At 67.4% G+C, this 13,629-nt stretch carries 20 protein-coding genes; 12 read left to right on the top strand and 8 right to left on the bottom strand.

Annotated features, from left to right (window positions below; translation table 11 throughout):
* Positions 1–6: 6 nt before the first annotated feature.
* Positions 7–1,443, bottom strand: a complete 1,437-nt coding sequence (locus ACODSY_RS08515) for an alkaline phosphatase PhoX (protein ID WP_488951285.1) — start codon at positions 1,441–1,443, stop codon at positions 7–9.
* 138 nt (positions 1,444–1,581) lie between these two features.
* Positions 1,582–1,764 (bottom strand): 50S ribosomal protein L32, encoded by a 183-nt coding sequence (gene rpmF, locus ACODSY_RS08510; protein ID WP_293359783.1) that lies wholly within the window; start codon positions 1,762–1,764, stop codon positions 1,582–1,584.
* A gap of 168 nt (positions 1,765–1,932) precedes the next feature.
* Between rpmF and ACODSY_RS08505 the strand changes: the two genes are divergently transcribed.
* Positions 1,933–2,313 (top strand): MAPEG family protein, encoded by a 381-nt coding sequence (locus tag ACODSY_RS08505; protein ID WP_488951457.1) that lies wholly within the window; start codon positions 1,933–1,935, stop codon positions 2,311–2,313.
* Between the two features lie 10 nt (positions 2,314–2,323).
* On the opposite strand, the gene ACODSY_RS08500 is transcribed toward ACODSY_RS08505, so the two are convergent.
* The 3 genes from ACODSY_RS08500 to secG form a co-directional block, all read right to left on the bottom strand.
* The gene (locus ACODSY_RS08500; RefSeq protein ID WP_488951284.1) at positions 2,324–2,644 is read right to left on the bottom strand and encodes an MmcQ/YjbR family DNA-binding protein; all 321 of its coding nucleotides are present in this window, start codon (positions 2,642–2,644) and stop codon (positions 2,324–2,326) included.
* Between the two features lie 10 nt (positions 2,645–2,654).
* Positions 2,655–4,295: a CTP synthase gene (pyrG, locus tag ACODSY_RS08495; RefSeq protein WP_488951283.1), complete on the bottom strand. Its 1,641-nt coding sequence runs from the start codon at positions 4,293–4,295 to the stop codon at positions 2,655–2,657.
* A gap of 62 nt (positions 4,296–4,357) precedes the next feature.
* Positions 4,358–4,798, bottom strand: a complete 441-nt coding sequence (secG, locus tag ACODSY_RS08490) for a preprotein translocase subunit SecG (RefSeq protein WP_488951282.1) — start codon at positions 4,796–4,798, stop codon at positions 4,358–4,360.
* Positions 4,799–4,938: 140 nt separating this feature from the next.
* Between secG and ACODSY_RS08485 the strand changes: the two genes are divergently transcribed.
* Entirely contained in the window at positions 4,939–5,478 is a 540-nt protein-coding gene (locus ACODSY_RS08485) for a GNAT family N-acetyltransferase (RefSeq protein WP_488951281.1), read from the top strand.
* A gap of 6 nt (positions 5,479–5,484) precedes the next feature.
* Here the strand turns inward: ACODSY_RS08485 and ACODSY_RS08480 are convergent, their stop codons facing one another.
* Positions 5,485–6,081 carry a cation efflux transmembrane domain-containing protein gene (locus tag ACODSY_RS08480; protein ID WP_488951280.1) on the bottom strand — a complete coding sequence of 199 codons (597 nt, stop codon included), beginning with the start codon at positions 6,079–6,081 and terminating at the stop codon, positions 5,485–5,487.
* Between the two features lie 81 nt (positions 6,082–6,162).
* Between ACODSY_RS08480 and ACODSY_RS08475 the strand changes: the two genes are divergently transcribed.
* Positions 6,163–6,576, top strand: coding sequence for a VOC family protein (locus ACODSY_RS08475; RefSeq protein WP_488951279.1), 414 nt, complete (start codon positions 6,163–6,165; stop codon positions 6,574–6,576).
* Here the strand turns inward: ACODSY_RS08475 and tpiA are convergent.
* The gene (tpiA, locus tag ACODSY_RS08470; protein ID WP_488951278.1) at positions 6,573–7,316 is read right to left on the bottom strand and encodes a triose-phosphate isomerase; all 744 of its coding nucleotides are present in this window, start codon (positions 7,314–7,316) and stop codon (positions 6,573–6,575) included. The two genes, ACODSY_RS08475 and tpiA, sit on opposite strands and share 4 nt — an antisense overlap.
* 123 nt (positions 7,317–7,439) lie before the next feature.
* Here tpiA and ACODSY_RS08465 point away from each other — a divergent pair, with 123 nt between their 5' ends.
* The 8 genes from ACODSY_RS08465 to ACODSY_RS08430 all read left to right on the top strand — a co-directional run bounded on the left by ACODSY_RS08465 (position 7,440) and on the right by ACODSY_RS08430 (position 12,786).
* Positions 7,440–9,359, top strand: coding sequence for a peptidylprolyl isomerase (locus tag ACODSY_RS08465; RefSeq protein ID WP_488951277.1), 1,920 nt, complete (start codon positions 7,440–7,442; stop codon positions 9,357–9,359).
* Positions 9,356–10,888 (top strand): anthranilate synthase component I, encoded by a 1,533-nt coding sequence (trpE, locus tag ACODSY_RS08460; RefSeq protein ID WP_488951276.1) that lies wholly within the window; start codon positions 9,356–9,358, stop codon positions 10,886–10,888. Before ACODSY_RS08465 ends, trpE begins: the two co-directional genes overlap by 4 nt.
* 189 nt (positions 10,889–11,077) lie before the next feature.
* Positions 11,078–11,287, top strand: coding sequence for a cold-shock protein (locus ACODSY_RS08455; protein ID WP_488951275.1), 210 nt, complete (start codon positions 11,078–11,080; stop codon positions 11,285–11,287).
* Positions 11,288–11,302: 15 nt separating this feature from the next.
* On the top strand, positions 11,303–11,485 hold the full coding sequence (locus tag ACODSY_RS08450) for a hypothetical protein (RefSeq protein WP_488951274.1): 183 nt from the start codon (positions 11,303–11,305) through the stop codon (positions 11,483–11,485).
* The gene (locus ACODSY_RS08445; RefSeq protein WP_488951273.1) at positions 11,482–11,694 is read left to right on the top strand and encodes a hypothetical protein; all 213 of its coding nucleotides are present in this window, start codon (positions 11,482–11,484) and stop codon (positions 11,692–11,694) included. The genes ACODSY_RS08450 and ACODSY_RS08445 overlap by 4 nt, the downstream gene beginning before the upstream one ends.
* A 17-nt stretch (positions 11,695–11,711) precedes the next feature.
* On the top strand, positions 11,712–11,990 hold the full coding sequence (locus ACODSY_RS08440) for a hypothetical protein (RefSeq protein ID WP_488951272.1): 279 nt from the start codon (positions 11,712–11,714) through the stop codon (positions 11,988–11,990).
* Position 11,991: 1 nt separating this feature from the next.
* A complete protein-coding gene (locus ACODSY_RS08435) occupies positions 11,992–12,201 on the top strand; it encodes a hypothetical protein (protein ID WP_488951271.1) in 210 nt (69 codons plus the stop codon).
* 363 nt (positions 12,202–12,564) lie between these two features.
* Entirely contained in the window at positions 12,565–12,786 is a 222-nt protein-coding gene (locus tag ACODSY_RS08430) for a hypothetical protein (RefSeq protein ID WP_488951270.1), read from the top strand.
* Here the strand turns inward: ACODSY_RS08430 and ACODSY_RS08425 are convergent.
* Positions 12,783–12,986, bottom strand: coding sequence for a hypothetical protein (locus ACODSY_RS08425; protein WP_488951269.1), 204 nt, complete (start codon positions 12,984–12,986; stop codon positions 12,783–12,785). The genes ACODSY_RS08430 and ACODSY_RS08425 overlap by 4 nt on opposite strands.
* A 51-nt stretch (positions 12,987–13,037) precedes the next feature.
* Here ACODSY_RS08425 and ACODSY_RS08420 point away from each other — a divergent pair, with 51 nt between their 5' ends.
* Positions 13,038–13,628, top strand: a complete 591-nt coding sequence (locus ACODSY_RS08420; RefSeq protein WP_488951268.1) for an anthranilate synthase component II — start codon at positions 13,038–13,040, stop codon at positions 13,626–13,628.
* Position 13,629 lies beyond the last annotated feature (1 nt).

Genomic DNA, 13,629 nt, shown 5'->3' with positions numbered 1-13,629 from the left:
CATGCCTCAGGCCTTGAACCGGCTCCACGGTCCAGTAATCGCCAGCGTCATCCCGGGCCAGTAGGCGTTGACGAACATCGTCGTCCCATCCGGCGAGAAGCAGATACCGGCGAGCTCGGTCGTCGGCATCGGATCTGCCGGGTTGGAGCGCACCAGCTTGCCCATGGCGTAGACCTTGCCGGCGGGCGTCACCCCGCGCAGCATGTTCACGCCCCGCGGCTCCACCTTGTCTTCGCAGACCATCAGGTGGCCCCAGGGCGCGACCGCGATGTTGTCGCACATGTTCATGACGCGGGCGTCGGCGGACTCCACGAACAGCTGCAGCCGGCCCGGCTCGTCCTTCTCCCGGGGGTCGCCCTCGAAACGGCTAGGCTTGTAGCGCAGGATCTGGCCCAGGCGGCGGGGCCCGCCGCTAGTGCAGGTGAAGTAGAGCTCACCCTTCCCGAAGAAGATCCCCTCGCCTCTCGCGAACCACGCCGCCCCCTTGCCATGGCCGCGATGGCGCAGGTCGTCGTTTGGATTGTCGACGCCATCCAGGTCGATCCAGACGGCGTCCCTCCAGTCGCCCGGCGCCCAAGTTCGGTCGCCCCAATTTCGGCTGTCGTCGCTGCCCTTGAAGCCCAACGCCTGCAGGCGTCCGCCTTTCAGCGGCGCCTTCCGGTCGTTCGGCAGGAAACGGTAGAACAGGCCGCGTCCGTCGCCCTCGTCCTCGGTCAGATAGGCGACGCCCGTGCGCGGGTCGATGCAAACGGCCTCGTGCTTGAAGCGGCCCATGCCGGTGATCGGCTGGGGTGACACGACGCCCCGATGCGCCGCGGGCACTTCGAACACCCAGCCGTGTGAGCGGCCCAGGGTCTGCCCGTCGGCGTGCGGCCCTGCCGACCGGACAATCTCCTCGCAGGTGATCCAGGAACCCCACGGGGTGACGCCGCCGGCGCAATTGGTGCTGGTGCCGATCAGGCTGACGTGTGAGGCCTCCAGCCGCCGCTTGCGAAGGTCGTAGACCAGCGTGGTCGTGCCGCCGCTCAGCGCCTTGCCGTCCTGGTTGCGGTCATAGGCCAGGCTGGCGTCGATCCTGCCGCGCAGCGCGTCATCCTTCCCGAACGGGCCCACCAGCAGTTCCGTGGGCTTGAGCTCCTGGTTGCGAACCAGGGCCACGCGATCGCGGTCGATGGCGAAGCAGCCCATCCCGTCCATCTTGTGCGGCGCGAGCAGGCCATCGCTCATCACATCGCCCGCGCGCTGGACGACCGTGTAGGAAAACCCTTCGGGCAGGTCGAACACGCCAGCGGGGTCGGCCTTCAGCGGGCCGTAGCCGCCCACCTCGTTCACATAGGTCTCGCCGGCGGGCGCCTGGCCCTGCGCCTCGGCGAAGCGGGACAGGCCCGCGAAGGCGGCCCCCGTCGCGGCGACGGACAACAGGTGGCGGCGTGAAAGCGTCATGAATCCCCCGGGAAGCTGCGGGCAGCTTATTCCGGTCCGGTGTCTCCGGCGCATGACATTTCCAACACGTTCATGAACGCAAAACGCCGGCCTCGCGGCCGGCGTCTCGAAGTCTCACGCTGATGCGGAAGGAAGCTCTTAGTCTTCCTTCGGCGTCAGGACCTGGCGGCCCTTGTACATGCCGGTCTTCAGGTCGACGTGGTGCGGACGCTTCAGCTCGCCCGTTTCCTTGTCTTCGTGAAAGGTATTGGGGCCGAGCGCGTGGTGCGAACGGCGCATGTTCCGCCGCGAGGGCGAAGTTTTGCGTTTAGGAACAGCCATCGGAAGATCTCGCGGGCGTGAAAAAGGTTGCGGCGGCCAACTGGGGCCGCCACGTGAGCGGGGGCTTATGCATGAAACCCCGCGCGCGATCAACCCACCTGCGCTAGCTTACAGCGTCAGCGGATAGCCGGGAGCGCCATCGTGCCGCAGGAAGCCATTTTCGCCCCTATGGGAGCCATGGCGCTCCTCACCTTCATCGTGCTGGGCTTCATTCCGGCGACTCGCTTCCGGGCGGTTTTCGCGCGTCAGGTTACGCCCGAGGACTTCAAACTCGGCGAATCGGTTCGCGTCCCGCCGCACGTGGCGGTCACCAACCGCAACTTCATGAACCTGCTCGAGCTGCCGATGCTCTTCTATGTGGCGGGGCTCATGTACTACGTGGCCGGCCGGGTCGATCAGACGGCGCTGGCGCTGGCCTGGGCCTACGTCGGGCTGCGGACGATTCATTCGATCATCCACCTCAGCTACAACAACGTTGTGCACCGGCTGAGCGCCTACGCGCTGTCGAACCTCGTTCTGGCGGCGCTCTGGATCGTCTTCTTCATGTGAGAAGCCGCCTCTATTTGAGCAAACGACGCGGCGCCACGTTCGCCCAGGCCATCCGCATCAGCTCCGGCAGCTGGCCGGGCTCCAGCTTCTCGTACCAGACGAAGGTCGCGCCGTTCTTGCCCCAGTAGCCGGGCACAGGCTCGATCGCCTCCCCGTCCGACAGGTTGTGCTGATCCTCGGGATCCAGCTTCAGCATGATCCGCGGGTGATCCTTATGGATCGTGCAGAAGATCTTCTTCGCCACCCGGAACGATGGGATGTCGAAATGCGCCTCTTCGTAGGCCTCGGGCAGCGCGAGCGCGGCGGCGCGGATGTCCTCGGGCGTCAGCATCGCCGACCTCCTAGACCAGCCGGCTCCGTTCCTTCGCCGCGCCGATGAAGCTGGCGAACAGCGGGTGCGGATCAAACGGCCGGCTCTTCAACTCGGGATGGTACTGCACGCCCACGAACCAGGGATGGTCCTGCCGTTCGCACAATTCCGGCAGCACGCCGTCGGGCGAGAGGCCGGTGAACTTCAGCCCCGTCTGCTCGATAGCCTCGCGGTAGGCGATGTTCACCTCGTAGCGATGACGGTGGCGCTCGGAGATGCTGGACGCGCCGTAGATCTCAGCCACCCGGCTCCCGGGCGTCAGCACGGCCTCATACGCGCCGCACCGCATGGTGCCGCCCAGTTCGCCGCCCTGGCTTCGCACTTCCTTCTCGTTGCCGCGCACCCATTCGGTCATCAGACCGACGATCGGCTCGGATGTAGGTCCGAACTCGGTGGACGAGGCCTGCTTGATGCCGGCCAGGTTTCGCGCCGCCTCGATCATCGCCATCTGCATGCCGAAGCAGATGCCGAAGTACGGCACCTCATGCTCGCGGGCGAACTGCACCGAGCGGATCATGCCTTCCGAACCGCGCTCGCCGAAGGCGCCCGGCACCAGCACGCCGTGCACGCTGTTCAGCCGCTCGGCGATCAGCGCCTCTTCCTTCTCGAAGACCTCGCCCTCGATCCAGTCGAACTTCACACGCACGTTGTTGGCCACGCCGCCGTGCACCAGGGCCTCGATCAGCGACTTGTAGGCGTCCGTCAGCGCCGTGTACTTGCCGACGATGGCGATGTTCACCTCGCCGTCGGGGTGGCTGAGCGTGTGGGATATCTGCTCCCACTTGGTCAGGTCGGGCTTCGGCGCCGTGTCGGCCAGGCCGAAGACGTCCAGCACCTCGGTGTCCAGGCCCTGGGCGTGATAGTCCAGGGGCACTGAATAGATGTTGGCGCTGTCCATCGCCTGGATCACGGCGCTCGGGCGCACGTTGCAGAACAAGCCCAGCTTCTTCCGCTCGCTCTCCGGAATCGGCATCTCGCAGCGGCACAGCAGGATGTCGGGCTGGATGCCGATCGACCGCAGCTCCTTCACCGAGTGCTGGGTCGGCTTGGTCTTCATCTCGCCGGCGGTCTTGATGTACGGCAGCAGCGTCAGGTGGATGAAGCAGGCGTGGCCGCGCGGCAACTCCTGGCCCAGCTGGCGGATAGCCTCGAAGAACGGCAGGCCCTCGATGTCGCCGACGGTGCCGCCCACCTCGACCAGCACGAAGTCGACGCCCTCGCCTGGATCGCTCAGCACGAAGTCTTTGATCTCGCCCGTGACGTGCGGGATCACCTGGACGGTCGCGCCGAGGTAGTCCCCTCGCCGCTCCTTCTCGATGATCTTCTTGTAGATCTGGCCCGTGGTGATGTTGTCGGCGCGCGTGGCGTTCACGCCCGTGAAGCGCTCGTAGTGCCCCAGGTCCAGGTCGGTCTCGGCGCCGTCGTCGGTGACGAACACCTCGCCGTGCTGGGTGGGCGACATCGTGCCCGGATCCACGTTGAGATACGGGTCGAGCTTGCGAAGACGGACCTTGTAGCCTCGCGCCTGCAGGAGCGCGCCGAGTGCGGCGGACGCGAGACCCTTACCAAGAGAGGAGACCACGCCGCCGGTGATGAAGATGTACCGGGCCATGGGCGTTCAGATTAGCGGTGATTCGGTCACGCGACTCCGGGGGTTTCGCGTCTATCCACGACTTACTTCTGGGCGGGAGCCGCCGGTTGTGCGGCCGGATCGGCGGGCGCGGCGCCGAAGGGATTGTTGATCGTGGGCGTGGGGGCCGTGAGCGGCGCCGGGGCGCTGCCGGCCGGGCCGGGCTGCGCCGTGCCGGCCGGCGGCTGGGGCGGTTCGCGGGTCAGGTCGGCCGGGTTCACAGCGTTGACCTTCATGCGGTCGACGACCGAGGCGGCGCCGCGCTCACGGCCGGCCACGATGGTCAGCAGCAGGCCCAGGATGAAGAAGGTGCTGCCCAGGATCCAGGTGATCCGGGTGAGCAGGTCGCCGGCGCCGCGCACCGAAACCAGCGAGTTCGTCCCGCCGCTCACCAGGCCGCCGCCCTCGGAGCGCTGCAGCAGAACCACGACGACGAGGAAGAAGGCGACGATCACCTCGATCACCAGCAGCAGGTTCAGCAGCATCGGGCAGTCTTTCCAGTGCGTTCGGTGCGGTCGGGCGGACACACCCCGCCGAAATGAAGCGCGCGCTCTATCACCGAGCCGGCGCCAAGGCCATAGCTAGTGCGTCGCACCCCGTCAGCAAAGGGTGCGGGGGCTGATCGATGATTCTCGACCTGAAGCGTCTTCCGATCCTGGAGACGGAGCGGCTGCGGCTGGAACCTCTCGCGGCGGGCGACGCCGCCGACCTCTACCCGATCATGGGCGACCCCGAGGTCATGGCTTACTGGGACATCCCCGAGATCGACGATCCCGATATCGTGGCTCAGATCGTCCAGGGTCAGGTCGAGGGGATGGCTGGCGGCCGCGCGATCTACTGGATCATCCGCACCCTCGCCGACCGTGAGTTCCTGGGTTCCTGCGACCTTTCCGAGATCGACCGCTGGCACCGGAGGGCCGAGGTCGGCTTCATGCTGGGCCGCGACGCCTGGGGCCAGGGATTCGCGCTCGAGGCCATGCGCACCGTGATCGCCTTCGCCGCCACCAGCGGACTGCGCAAGCTCACCGCCCGCACCCACCTGGGCAATCGCCGTTCCGAAGCCCTGCTCCAGCGGCTGGGATTCCAGGAAGAGGGCCTGCTCCGCGGCCACATCCTCAAGGACGGCGAGCGCCGCGATTGCCGGGTGTTCGGCCTGCTGCTCTAGGCGCGGCTAGGGCCTGGCGTCCCGCGCCTCACGGTGTTCCTCGCGCGCCGCCTCCAGGACCTCCCGGGCCGCATCGAGGTTCATCAGCGCGATCCCCAGGCCCACCACGATATCCGGCCAGATGGAGTGGGTCGCGAAGGTCAGCAGGCCGGCGGCGACGATGGCGACGTTCGCGAAGACGTCATTGCGCGCGGACAGAAAGGCGGCCTTGGTAAGGCTCCCGCCATGGTCGCGGAACCGGGCCAGCGTCAGCGCGCAGAATGCGTTCACCGCCAGCGCCCCAAGGCCTGCGAGACTAAGCAGATCAGGCGCGGGCGGCGTCGGCGCCTCGAACTTGCGCCATAGGGTCCAGAGGAAGGCCGCGGCGGGGATCATCAGGACCCCTGCCAGGAGCATTCCCACCTGCGCGCGCCGTCCGGGGCTCCACCCCAGGGCCGCGAAGATCAGGAAGTTCACGGCGGCGTCCTCGAAGAAGTCCGCGCTGTCGGCCAGGAGAGAGACGCTGTCGATGGCGAGCGCCACCGATAGTTCGACGCCGAAGTAGGCCAGGTTCAGAAGCGCGACGAGACGGACCGCAGACCGCAGGTCAGGAACGATCTTCATTGGGCCTCCCGCTCCGCCCGCGGGCCTCCGACGCGCTCGCGAGCGCCTTGCGGTCCCGTCTCAGCGAGCTATCTCCCCTACATGAGCCATCCTATCGCCGTGACCGGCTTCGACCACATCGTCCTGCGCATCCGCGACAAGGATCGCATGTTGGGGTTCTACGTCGGCGTCCTGGGCCTATCGGTGGATCGCGAACGGCCCGATCTCGGGCTGACCCATGTGCGCGCGGGCCAGCAGATGATCGACCTGGTCACGCTCGACGGCACGCTGGGGCGCAAGGGGGGCGAAGGTCCCGCCGCCACCGGCCGAAACCTGGACCATTTCGCGCTGCAGGTCCGACCCTTCGACGAAGCCGCCATTCGCGCTCACCTGGCCGCGCACGGCGTCGAGGTGATCGAGGAAGGCGACCGTTATGGGGCCGATGGCGACGGCTTCTCGCTCTACGTGAAGGACCCCGAGGGCAATGTCGTCGAGCTGAAGGGGCCTGCCGTCTAGAGCGCGCGGATGATGCCGAGGAAGTCCTCGGCCTTCAGCGACGCCCCGCCCACCAGCGCCCCGCCCACTTCGTCGGCATGCAGGATCTCGGCGGCGTTGGAAGGCTTCACCGAGCCGCCATAGAGGATCGGCGGCGCCCTGCCCGCTTCGCCGAACATCTCGACCAAGGTGGCGCGGATGGCCCGGTGGACCTCTTCGATCTCGGGCGTGGTGGGAGTGAGCCCCGTGCCGATCGCCCAGACCGGTTCGTAGGCGACCGAGAACGCCGTGCCGGCCAGTTCTGAGGGCAGCGAGCCCCTCACCTGCCCGGTGACCACGGACAGAGCCTGCCCCGCCTTGCGCTGCTCCAGGGTCTCACCCACGCAGACGATGGGTTCCAGGCCCGCCCGCAGGGCCGCCCCGGCCTTGGCGGACACCAACTCGTCGGTCTCGCCATACCCGGCCCGGCGCTCGGAATGTCCGAGGATCACCAGGCTCGCGCCGGCGTCCTTCAACTGTTCAGCCGCAACGTCGCCCGTGAAGGCGCCCGAGGCCTCGACGCGGCAATCCTGGCCGCCCACCGCGACCGCCGTATCCTTCAGCGTCCACGCCATCTGGGCGATAAGCGTCGCCGACGGGCAGATCGCCACCCGCGCCTTCGCCTGGCCCAGGCCGGCCGCGACAGCCTTCGCTTCCGCCAGCGAGGCCGACACCCCGTTCATCTTCCAGTTTCCAGCGATCAGGGGCGTGGGCGCGGTCATCGGTCCTCCAGCGTGGCCTAGCGCTGCGCGGTTAAGGCAAGCCGCCGCGCCTGTCACGCGCTTGCCGTACGGAACGCCACTCCACTATACCGGCCCGCACGCTTCTCCCGGGAAAGGACCCGAATGCTCGCCGCGGTACGCACCTTCGCCAAATCCTGGCCCGCCAAGATCCTGATGGCGGTCCTGGCGGTGAGCTTCGTCGGCTGGGGCGTGAACCAGGGGGCCGGGTCCATGGTCGCCGGCGACAGCGTCATCAAAGTCGGCTCGCGCACCATCAACTCGGTGGAGTTCCGCAGCGAGTACGACAACTACAAGAAGCGCCTTGAACAGCAGCAGGGCCAGCCGATCACCGTCGAGCAGGCCCAGCAGGGCAACCTCGACGCCATCGTCCTGAACGGCGTGGCCACCCGCGAGGCGATGGCCGAGCTGATGTCGCGCATCGGCGTGCGGCCCGGCGACAAGCTGATCCTCGACCAGATCGAGAAGATTCCCGGCTTCTTCGACCCGATCTCGGGCCGCTTCGACAAGAAGATCTTCCAGCAGCGCCTGGCCGAGAACGGCATGACGCCCGAACGTTTCGACGCGGTGCTCCGTGACGAGATGGCGACCCAGCATTGGGTGGCGGCCGTGCAGAATGGCCTCGTCGCGCCGCGAGCCTACGGCGCGCTGGCCTCGGTCTTCTCTCTGGAAGCCCGGGATCTGGCCTACGTCACCTTGGGCGTGAACTCGGTGCCCAAGCCGGCCGCGCCGACGGAGGCGCAACTCCAGGCCTTCGTGAACGAGAACAAGACGCAGCTCACCCTGCCCGAGATGCGGGTCCTGACCGTCGTCCCGTTCACGCCGCAGGCCGTGGGCGCCGCGGTGGCCGGCGCGCCGATCGATCCCGCCGAACTGCAGAAGCGCTACAACTTCCGCAAGGACACGCTGTCCAAGCCCGAGGTCCGCACCATCGTGCAGATCCCGGCCAAGGACGCGGCGACCGCGCAGAAGATCACCGCCGGCCTGCGCGCCGGCCAGTCGCCCGACGCGGTCGCCAAGTCGGTGGGCGTCGACGCCGTCACCTTTGCCGACCGCCCGCTCACCGCGATCTCGGACCGCAAGGTGGGCCAGGCCGCGTTCAAGATGCAGGCCGGCGAAGTAGCCACCGTCCAGGGCGACCTGGGCTCGGCCGTGGTCAAGGTGGTCAGCGTCGTGCCGGGCCGCGAGGTCTCCCTCGAAGAGGCCCGCCCGATGCTCGAAGCCGAGATCCGCAAGGATATGCTGGCCGAGAAGGTGTACGCCCAGACCCAGGCTTACGACGACGCCCACCAAGGCGGGTCCAGCCTGGCCGAGTCGGCCCAGAAGGCCGGCGTCGCCGCCACGACCGTCGGACCGATCACCGCCCAGGGCGTCAACGAACAGGGCGGCCAGTTGCAGGGCTTCCCGCCGAAAATCCTGGAAACCGCCTTCGCCCTGCCCGCGGGCGGCGAGAGCGAGATCACCGAGCTGGGCGACGGCGCCTATTTCGCCGTCCGGGTCGAGCGGATCATCCCTGCCCACGTGCCGCCGCTGGCCGAGATCCGGCAGGAGGTCACCCAGGTCTACATGCAGCGCGAGATCGTGAAGGCGCTGGAGGCCAAGGCTGAGGCCATCCGCGCCCGCGTGGCGAAGGGCGAGAGTCTGGACGCCGCCGCCGGCACGGCCGTGTCGCGCCTGCCGGGCCTGACGCGGCAGACCGCCAACGCGCACCAGGACCTCGGTCGCGAGGTCCTCGGCCGCACCTTCGCCGCCAAGCAGGGCGAGGTCTGGGTGGCGCGCGCGCCGAACGGCATCGTGGTCGGCCGGGTGGAGGCCGTACGCACCGACGCCGGACCTACCGCCGCGCGGCTTGCCGAACAGAACCGCGGCGCGCTCGCCCAGGCGATCTTCCGCGAGATGGGCGAAGCCGCTCAGCTTTATGCGCGCACCAAGCTCAAGGTGAAACTGGACCCGGCCAAGGCCCGGTCGGCGGTCGGGTTCGAGCCGGTGGCCGAGCCCAAGGGCGCCGCGGAGAAGAAGAAGTGACGTCCGAGCCGCCGTTCGAGGCCTTTCGTTCGACCTACGACGGCGGCGCCCCCCAGGTTGTCTGGACGCGCCTCGTCGACGACCTGGAGACCCCGGTCTCCGCCTTCCTGAAGATCGGCCACGGCAAGCCGTACGCCTTCCTCTTCGAGTCGGTGGAGGGCGGCGCGTTCCGGGCCCGCTACTCGATCATCACGCTCAATCCCGACCTCGTATGGCGCTGCCGGGGTGACCAGGCCGAAGCGGCCACCGGCGCCGACATCGCGGCCAATCGGTTCACCGCCCAGGCCGGCGGCGCGCTCGACAGCTTGCGCGACCTGCTGGCCAAGTCGCGGATCGAACTTCCGCCCGCTCTTCCGCCGATGGCGGCCGGCGTCTTCGGCGCCCTGGGTTACGATACGATCCGGCTCGTCGAGAACCTGCCGGACATCAATCCCGATCCGCTGGGCCTGCCCGACGGGGTGCTGGCCCGTCCGTCGATCGTCGCGATCTTCGACGCCATCGCCCAGGAGATCCTGCTGGTCACGCCGGTCCGGCCCGAAGGCGCATCGGCCGAGGACGCCTATTCGGCGGCCCAGGCCCGCCTGCAGGCGGTCGCCGACGACCTGCGCAAACCCGCCCCGCCGCTGACTGGCGCGGCAAAGCCGCAGCCCGACCGTTTCACCACGCCGGTGAGCCGCGAGGACTATCGGGGCATCGTCCACCGGGCCAAGGAGTACATCCGCGCCGGCGACATCTTCCAGGTGGTGCCCAGCCACCGCTTCCGCGCGCCGTTCGAGCACGATCCCTTCGCGCTCTACCGCTCGCTGCGCCGAAGCAACCCCTCGCCGTTCCTGTTCTATCTGAACTTCGGCGACTTCCAGCTCGCGGGCTCCAGCCCCGAGATCCTAGTGCGGCTTCGCGACGGCAAGATCACCATCCGCCCGATCGCCGGCACCCGCCCACGCGGCGCCACCCCGGAAGAGGATCGCCGCCTGGAGGAGGAGTTGAAGGCGGATCCGAAGGAGCGCGCCGAGCACCTCATGCTGCTTGACCTGGGCCGCAACGACGTGGGCCGTGTCGCCATGCTGAAGCAGGCTGGCGCCAACGAGCCGCAGCCTCGCGCCCGCGGACCTCGGGTCCGGGTCACGGACAGCTTCTTCGTCGAGCGCTACAGCCGCGTGATGCATCTGGTGTCCAACGTCGAGGGCGACGCGCCGGATGGACTGGATCCCGTGGATGTGGTGATGGCCGCACTGCCCGCCGGCACGCTGTCCGGCGCCCCCAAGGTCCGGGCGATGGAGATCATCGACGAACTCGAGATCGAGAAGCGGGGCATCGGCTATGCCGGGGCCGCCGGCTACTTCGGTTCGGACGGCTCGGTGGACACCTGCATCATCCTGCGCACCGCCCTGTTCAAGGACGGTATGATGTACGTCCAGGCCGGCGGCGGCGTCGTGGCCGACAGCGATGCCGACGCGGAGTATGACGAGACCCTGCACAAGGCCCGCGCGCTCCGCGACGCGGCAGAGGAAGCCTGGCGCTTCATCTGACGCGGCAAGTTTAGCGATTGCTATTATCTGAAATAGCGCGCAAGATTCTTGCGTCAAATATCGCCTTGGCTCGTATCCGTTTGGTGCCGAAACTGAAGTTTCGGCATTGGATTCGCGACCGACCCTCTCCGACAATTTGATTTCGACGTCCATTTCGGACGCGAGAATTCATGCGCGAAAGGGACGTACATGCAAAGCGGATCCGTGAAGTGGTTCAATGGTCAAAAGGGCTTCGGATTCATCCAGCCCGAGGACGGCGGCTCTGACGTCTTCGTCCACATCTCGGCGGTGGAGCGCGCAGGCCTCGCGTCGCTCAACGAGGGACAGAAGTTGAGCTTCGAAGTCGAGCGCGACGCTCGCAGCGGTAAGCTCGCGGCCAGTCAGCTCCAGGTCGCCTAAAGCCAGGCGCAAGCGTTGAGCGTTCAATACGACACCCGTCGCGACAGCCAGGGCTGGACCGTCTTCGATCGCTGGACGGGGCACGCCGTTGTCCTCACCGGCGCCGCCCAGTCGGGCCTGTCATGGGTCGACGCCGATGAACTCGCGGAGCGGCTGAACCGTCGCCGCTTCGAGGGCGACCGGAGCATCTTGCAGTGAGCTCCGACCAACGCCACCGCTGCACCTTGCAGATCGCCGCGGACGGCTCGCCCTATTTGGCGTTCGAACCGTTCGAGGGCGGCGTCTCCTCGTTCAGCAACTCGCTATTCACCCTCGACCTCAAGCCGGGGGTTTCCGCCGACGACGCGCGTCAATTGGCCGACGCGATCAACGCCCGGCTCTGGGGCGTCTCCTCCACCATTTTCTAGCAGCAAGGACAGCCCGCATGATCCGAAAGAAGCCGGAACTCGTGGAGGGCGCAGGACGCGTCCGCTTCAGCGGCCACGAGGGCGTCGTGCAGTATGCGATCGAGGGCGACCCCGTGCGGTTACGGCTGGGCCAGGGCCGCCTGCGGGGCTCGTTCGTCCTCGACGCGGACGGCGCGCTAGAGGCCTTCCGCGCCGGGGCCGGCGTGCTCACGCTCGACACCGGCGGGGAATACCGGATCACCATGGTGGGGCACACCAAGGGCGACGGCGAAGTCTTCGTCGAGCTGCGGGTGTAGGATGCAGGACCTCTCCGGCGGTGAACTGCAGACCCTTCGACAGCTGGCGATCCGCCGCGACGGAGAGGATAGACCCTTCCTCAAGATCGCGGCCGCGCGGCGCCTGACCGATCTCGGGTTCGCTGCCCGGACGCGCCAGGGCTGGGACATTACGCGGGCCGGGTCAGCCTATCTCGTACGTCTCGACACGACGTTCGGCCGCCCCGCCTGAGGGCTGCGCGCCCTCATTTCTTCTCAAGCGCTCCGGAGAGGGCGCTGCGGACCCGCTCCGGCGGCTTAGGGGCGGGCCGCCTGGGCTTGCCGACTTCCTCCTTCGACCGCTTGTGACCTTTGACCATCTCAGTCGTCTCCGGGAAAATATTCGTCGGCCAGAATCACGGACGACGCCGGTAATCCATGATGCGAAGACGATGCCGAAGGGATAATTCTGGCGCGAACGACCATCGCTCCAGCTGTGAATCGCGCCAGAAAGTGGCGCGAATATATGACGGCAACTCCCGCTGTTTTTACGACAGAGGTTGAGGATATTACGGTCAGTCCCCATATATTTGGCTGAATCATTTCTGGAGGTCAGATGTCCGAGTACGCAACCAAGGCCGCCGATTACCGCGCGAAGGCCGCCTCCGAAGCGCTCGCAGGCGCCGCGGCGTCCTTGGGTCATGTGCGCGCAAAGCACGACCGCGCCGCTCAGGTCTGGACCGATCTCGCCGCGGCGGAAGATGTGCGCGAGGCTCAGCGTCTTCGCCGCCAGGACATGGCGAACGAGCGTCTGTCGGCCGCCGCGCCAAGCGCCTAACCCGGGGCGCCCTGGGCCGTGTGCTCGGTCTGAACCGGGGGCGCCAGCACCATCACCGTCGCGAAGATCACCGACGTCACGGCCAAGGCCGTCGCGGCGACCAGCGCGGGCCACATGGGGTCCCTGCGCACGGGCGTCTTGAGAAGCGTGCGCGCGCGCGCCACTTCCGAAGCGTCGAGGGCCGAATCGTTCATCGACATGCGCCCAGCATCCCGCTTGGCGTGCGCCGCGGCAAAGCCTATGGAACGCCCATGATCCTGGTGATCGATAACTACGACAGCTTCACCTACAACCTCGTCCATTACCTGAACGAGTTGGGGGCGGAGACGGTTGTCCATCGCAACGATGCGATCTCCGTCGAGGACGCGCTGGGCCTGCGCCCCGAAGCCGTGCTGCTGTCGCCCGGGCCGTGTACGCCAAATGAAGCCGGAATCTGCCTCGGTATCATCGGCCATGCGCCGGAATCCCTGCCAGTTCTCGGCGTCTGCCTCGGCCATCAGGCGATCGGACAGGCGTTCGGCGGCGAAGTCGTCCGCGCGCGCGCCCTCATGCATGGGAAGACCAGTCTTATCCATCACACCGATAGGGGTGTCTTCGCAGGACTGAAAAACCCGTTCACGGCGACGCGCTATCATAGCCTTTCCGTGGAAAAGGACGATCTGCCGCAGGTGCTGGAGGTCACGGCCCGGACCGAGGACGGCGAGATCATGGGAATTCAGCATCGGACGCGTCCGATCCACGGCGTGCAGTTCCACCCGGAATCCATCGCCACGGAATGCGGCCACGAACTGCTGGCCAACTTCATGGACCTGGCCGGCGTGAAGCGGCTGGCCCAGGTCTAAG

Source organism: Phenylobacterium sp. FG114 (genome assembly GCF_057809855.1).
This window is presented reverse-complemented; position numbering and strand designations above follow the sequence as displayed.

Bases quoted from the DNA above. Each gene is read 5' to 3' on its own strand.
- ACODSY_RS08515 (WP_488951285.1), bottom strand. From the start codon at position 1,443: ATGACGCTTTCACGCCGCCACCTGTTGTCCGTCGCCGCGACGGGGGCC.
- rpmF (WP_293359783.1), bottom strand. From the start codon at position 1,764: ATGGCTGTTCCTAAACGCAAAACTTCGCCCTCGCGGCGGAACATGCGC.
- ACODSY_RS08505 (WP_488951457.1), top strand. From the start codon at position 1,933: ATGGGAGCCATGGCGCTCCTCACCTTCATCGTGCTGGGCTTCATTCCG.
- ACODSY_RS08500 (WP_488951284.1), bottom strand. From the start codon at position 2,644: ATGCTGACGCCCGAGGACATCCGCGCCGCCGCGCTCGCGCTGCCCGAG.
- pyrG (WP_488951283.1), bottom strand. From the start codon at position 4,295: ATGGCCCGGTACATCTTCATCACCGGCGGCGTGGTCTCCTCTCTTGGT.
- secG (WP_488951282.1), bottom strand. From the start codon at position 4,798: ATGCTGCTGAACCTGCTGCTGGTGATCGAGGTGATCGTCGCCTTCTTC.
- ACODSY_RS08485 (WP_488951281.1), top strand. From the start codon at position 4,939: ATGATTCTCGACCTGAAGCGTCTTCCGATCCTGGAGACGGAGCGGCTG.
- ACODSY_RS08480 (WP_488951280.1), bottom strand. From the start codon at position 6,081: ATGAAGATCGTTCCTGACCTGCGGTCTGCGGTCCGTCTCGTCGCGCTT.
- ACODSY_RS08475 (WP_488951279.1), top strand. From the start codon at position 6,163: ATGAGCCATCCTATCGCCGTGACCGGCTTCGACCACATCGTCCTGCGC.
- tpiA (WP_488951278.1), bottom strand. From the start codon at position 7,316: ATGACCGCGCCCACGCCCCTGATCGCTGGAAACTGGAAGATGAACGGG.
- ACODSY_RS08465 (WP_488951277.1), top strand. From the start codon at position 7,440: ATGCTCGCCGCGGTACGCACCTTCGCCAAATCCTGGCCCGCCAAGATC.
- ACODSY_RS08455 (WP_488951275.1), top strand. From the start codon at position 11,078: ATGCAAAGCGGATCCGTGAAGTGGTTCAATGGTCAAAAGGGCTTCGGA.
- ACODSY_RS08440 (WP_488951272.1), top strand. From the start codon at position 11,712: ATGATCCGAAAGAAGCCGGAACTCGTGGAGGGCGCAGGACGCGTCCGC.
- ACODSY_RS08435 (WP_488951271.1), top strand. From the start codon at position 11,992: ATGCAGGACCTCTCCGGCGGTGAACTGCAGACCCTTCGACAGCTGGCG.
- ACODSY_RS08430 (WP_488951270.1), top strand. From the start codon at position 12,565: ATGTCCGAGTACGCAACCAAGGCCGCCGATTACCGCGCGAAGGCCGCC.
- ACODSY_RS08425 (WP_488951269.1), bottom strand. From the start codon at position 12,986: ATGTCGATGAACGATTCGGCCCTCGACGCTTCGGAAGTGGCGCGCGCG.
- ACODSY_RS08420 (WP_488951268.1), top strand. From the start codon at position 13,038: ATGATCCTGGTGATCGATAACTACGACAGCTTCACCTACAACCTCGTC.